Consider the following 1,138-nt stretch of genomic DNA (forward strand, 5'->3'; position numbering starts at 1 on the left):
TGGGGCGACGACCGCGAGGAGCGCATCCCCGTGCGCGGCGTCCGCAAGGCGATCGCCGCCGCGATGTCGACGAGCGCGTTCACCGCGCCCCACGTCAGCGTCTTCGTCGACGTCGACGCGACCCGCACCATGGAGTTCGTCAAGCGCCTCAAGAACTCGCCCGACTTCGCCGGCGTCAAGGTCTCGCCGCTGCTCATCATGGCCAAGGCCATCATCTGGGCCGTCCGCCGCAACCCCACCGTCAACTCCGCCTGGACCGACACCGAGATCGTCGTCCGCCACTACGTCAACCTCGGCATCGCTGCGGCCACCCCGCGCGGACTGCTCGTCCCCAACGTCAAGGACGCCCAGTCGATGAGCCTCCTCGAACTGGCCCAGGCCCTCGAGAAGCTCACCCTCGACGCCCGCGACGGCAAGACCACCGCCGCCGACATGCAGAACGGCACCATCACCATCACCAACATCGGCGTCTTCGGGATGGACACGGGCACACCGATCCTCAACCCCGGCGAAGTCGCGATCATCGCCCTCGGCACGATCAAGCAGAAGCCCTGGGTCGTCGACGGCGAGGTCCGCCCCCGCTTCGTCACCACGGTCGGCGGCTCCTTCGACCACCGCGTCGTCGACGGCGACGTGGTCAGCCGCTTCGTCGCCGACGTCGCCAGCGTGCTGGAGGAACCGGCGCTGCTCTTGGATTGAGCGGATTCCTCCTCCGTCGTCATCCGCTCCGCGGTCGGCTTTCCGAGGGGCGCGTTTCGTGGAGCGGGGAGCGTACCGCTACGGCGAATCGCTGGAACGCGATTCGGCGGTGAGCTCGGCGGTGCTCGATCGAGCGGATTCCTCCTTCGTCGTCATCCGCTCCGCGGTCGGCTGTACGAGGTGGGGCGTTTCGTGGAGCGGGGAGCGTACCGCTACGGCGAATCGCTGGAACGCGATTCGGCGGTCAGCTCGGCGGTGCTCTATCGGGCGGATTCCTCCTTCGTCGTCATCCGCTCCGCGGTCGGCTGTACGAGGTGGGGCGTTTCGTGGAGCAGGGAGCGTACCGCTACGGCGAATCGCTGGAACGCGATTCGGCGGTCAGCTCGGCCCTGAGGGCGAGCGTGCACGGATGCGGCTCGGCCCTTCGCTGTCGCGGGAG

1 protein-coding gene is annotated in these 1,138 nt (G+C 68.5%); it reads left to right on the forward strand.

Features of this window, described 5'->3' with window-relative positions; translation table 11 throughout:
• Positions 1–699, forward strand: a 699-nt coding sequence (locus C5C36_RS17210; protein WP_146085371.1) for a dihydrolipoamide acetyltransferase family protein, incomplete at its 5' end; no start/stop codon positions are given.
• Between the last annotated feature and the right edge of the window lie 439 nt (positions 700–1,138).

The organism is Rathayibacter sp. AY1G1 (genome assembly GCF_002932095.1).
GTDB lineage: Bacteria > Actinomycetota > Actinomycetes > Actinomycetales > Microbacteriaceae > Rathayibacter.